A 3,476-nucleotide genomic window follows, 5' to 3' on the forward strand; every position below is an offset into this window, starting at 1 on the left:
TCCGGATCGAGGCGCCACCGGCCAAGGCCATGTCAGATTCACCGTTGAGAATGCTCTGGCAGGCCAGGTGAACCGCGACCAGCGACGACGAGCATGCCGTCTGCACCGACAGGGCCGGCCCACGCAGGTTGAACTGATGCGCTACCCGGGTCGCCAGGTGGTCCTTGTCGTTCTGCAGCGACAGGTTAACCATCTCGAAGGTAGCGCCCTGCCCGATGATTACCCGCGGATCGTAGTGCGACATCAGGTTGTGGAGTAGGTACCCGCTGGCTGAGCTGGTTCCGAAAACTCCCACCGACCCCTCGAGCTGCGCCGGGTCGTAGCCGGCATCTTCGAGCGCATGCCACGCGGACTGCAGGAACAGCCGGTGTTGCGGATCCGTCATTCGGGCGGCCTGCGGAGTGAATCCGAAGAAGTCGGCGTCGAATTCGTCGATGCCGTCCATCAGCGCCGCGCGCCGGACATAGGAGTGATTCGCCAGGACCTTCTCGTTGATTCCGGCGGCGAGTAGGTCGTCTTCGGACAAGGTGACAATCGATTCCGTACCGCGCCGCAAGTTTTCCCAGAACGCTGACACCGAGTCCGCGCCGGGGAACCTGCCGGCCATGCCGACGATCGCGATCGCGTTGGGCGGCAGCGAGTTCGATGAGGGTTCGAAACTGCTGATCACGCTCGTTGTCCTACCTTCCGCCGCCCTGCGGCTCGCTGGCGCGCCGCGGCACGTTGCTGGGCCCGATCGCGAACTCCATTGGCGGGTTCGGTGCTCTCTTGCCCGGCGAGGCCGAGTTGACGGTTGAGATCGCTCGTGAGATCGGCAAGTGAGGCACCTTGCAACAGGAGTGCCACCGGCGGCTCCGCACCGAAGTCCCCGCGAACGGTGTTCCTGATTCGCACGGCCATCAACGAATCCATTCCGAGTTCGGTCAACGGCTGGTCAACGTCGATGGCACCAGCGTCGGAGTAGCCCATGATGGCCGCAATGCGTCCGCGCAGGCGCGCGGTGATGATCCGGTGGGCCTCGGGTGGATCCACATCCCGAAGCGCGTCGGGGCCCGCCCAGTCGTCGTCGCTTTCTGCGTCCAATTCCCCGGCGAGGGTTGTGAAGTAGCCGAGTTGATGGATCTCGGGAAATGCGGCTGCTGCGCGGTCGAGGCGCAGTCGTGCCACGCCAACCTGGGTCTGGTTTCCAGCGAGCACGGCCTCGAGGGCCTCGATGCCTTCGGCGGGGGTGATGGGGTCAAGCACGCTGAGAGCCAGCGAGCGGGCGACGCCGACTTCGGACCACTGGCCCCAGTTGATCGTGGTGGCGGGCAGCCCCGACGCCCGTCGCCAGGCGATCAAGGCGTCGAGCCACGCGTTCGCACACGCGTAAGCGGCTTGGCCGGGTGAGCCCAGCAGGGACGCCACCGATGAGAACCCCACCCACCAGTCGAGCTGCCGGTTGGCCGTGGCTTCGTGTAGCCGTAGCGCGCCGACCGCCTTCGGCGCCCACACCCGCTCCAGACTTTCTCTGCTGAGCCCAGTCACAATCTGGTCGTCGATCACCGCCGCCCCATGGATGACCCCCCGCAACGGCAGTCCGGTGGCTTCGGCGGTCGTCACGAGTCGGTCGGCCACCGCGGGTGCGGCTATGTCGCCTTGCACGACAACGACTTCAGCTTGACCGGCCAGGTCGGCGATAATGTTGCGCTGCTCACCGGACGGATCACTTCGACCGTTGAGGACAACGCGCCTGGCACCGTTGTCGACAAGCCAGCGAGCGATGACCGTTCCGAGGCCGCCGAGACCGCCCGTGATGACATAGGCGCTGTCCGGGCGCACAATTGGGTCACTCATGGGTGCGCCGAGGTTGGCGCGCGAGAGCCGTTCGACGTATCTGCGCTGCCCCCGCCAGGCCACCACGTCATCGTTACCCGACAACGCCAGTTCAGAAGTCAACGCCGCGAGCGTATCGCCCGCTGTGTCCAGATCGAGCAACGTGGCGTGCAGGTCGGGGTGCTCGTACGCAAGCACCCGGATGAGACCTTTCAGGGCGCCGATCGCCGGGTCGCCGGCTTCCTGTCCCTGCACCGCGAGACCGTTACGGGTCACCAGCCACAACCGTGGGGACTTTCCGTGCCAGCCGCCGACGACCGCGCGCACCGCAGCCGAAATCGCCCAGATCAGGTCACGCGTGCGCGCGAGCGTGCCATCGGAATCACTGCCGTCGAACGGGTGCCGGCCGACGAACAGGATCACACCTGCGGGCGGAAGCTCGGGGTCGGCAGCGGTTCTCGCGAAGGCCTCCAGCACGGCGGACTCGTCGGAAAGATCATCGCTGATTATCCGCCGGGTCGGCGAGCCGAAGTGGGCGGTGAAGTCGTGTGCGCTTGCCGCCGCGTCGGCGTCCTCGGCCAGCACCAGCCAGCTTCCAGCAGGCGCCGAGCCGCTCACGACCGGAGTTGACGCTTCCACCCAGACGGCGTCGAAAACCTTCTGTGACAACGGTAATGGCACCGTGCGGCGTTGTATGCGTCGCAGGTAGATGCCGGTGATCTCCGCGGTGACCGTGCCGGCCTGATCCAGGAGGGTGACCCGGCCCAGCGCGCCGGCGTCGTCGGCGTTGATCAGTTCAGCGTGGCATCGGGCACGCCGGCCGACATCCCCGAACAGCCGGACCATCTCCAACGACACCGGCAGATAGGTGACGTCCGCCGAATCCGTCAGCGATTCGACCGGCATTGCAGCAGCCAGGCTTTGCAGCGCCGCGTCGAGCATCACGGGATGGATTCGATAACTCCGATGCGGCGCAGCCTCGTCGGGAAGCACAATCTCGGTGTCCGAAGAACCGCCGGGCGTTCGCACGATCCGGGTCAAAGCGGCGAACGCCTGCCCATGCTGCGCACCGGTGCGGCGCAGCGCGGTGTAGAAGTCCGCCGGCGACAGGGCCGTACCGGCCACACCGGCAGACGGTTGCGCCGGAACATCGCGCTGCGCCACCTCGACGCGGGCGACCGCATGACGGCACCAGGTGCCGGCGGCTGAGCGCGAATGGATCTCGACCCGAATGCTGTCATCGGCGCTATGACTCAGCTGCGTTGTCAGTTGGGTTCCGGCGTCCAGTGCAAGCATCTGCTCGACTTCGAGCCGATTCAGCTGCACGAATTGGACCGGCCGGCCGAGAGCCTCGCTGCCGGCTGCCAGCGCGATCTCGGCGAAAGCGGCCGCAGGCAGCACAGGCTGGCCATGCACCTTGTGATCGGCCAGCCAGGGAATCACTTCGGTTCCAATGTCCGCCTGCCAAACATGGTCGCGGCCGGACGGCATTTCCACGTGCACCCCGAGCAACGGGTGTGCACCCGCCGGCCCGCGGCCAACCGATCGATCCGCCATCCAGTACTTCACGTGCAGCCACGGCGTCGGTGGAAGGTGCGCGAATTGACCTGTGCTGCCGGGATGTTGCACCGTCTCGCCTAGCGGCGGGCGAACCGAGGCCA

General features: G+C 66.5%; 2 protein-coding genes. Both read right to left on the reverse strand.

Annotation, left to right across the window (positions count from 1 at the left end; translation table 11 throughout):
• A partial coding sequence (locus WA317_RS02770; RefSeq protein ID WP_425171586.1) for a beta-ketoacyl synthase N-terminal-like domain-containing protein occupies positions 1-607 on the reverse strand: 607 nt, incomplete at its 3' end.
• 59 nt (positions 608-666) lie between these two features.
• Positions 667-3,476 (reverse strand): type I polyketide synthase (locus WA317_RS02775; RefSeq protein ID WP_425171585.1); only part of this gene is annotated, 2,810 nt, incomplete at its 5' end.

Origin of the sequence: Mycobacterium sp., assembly GCF_049802695.1 — a bacterium.
Taxonomy (GTDB): Bacteria; Actinomycetota; Actinomycetes; order Mycobacteriales; family Mycobacteriaceae; genus Mycobacterium.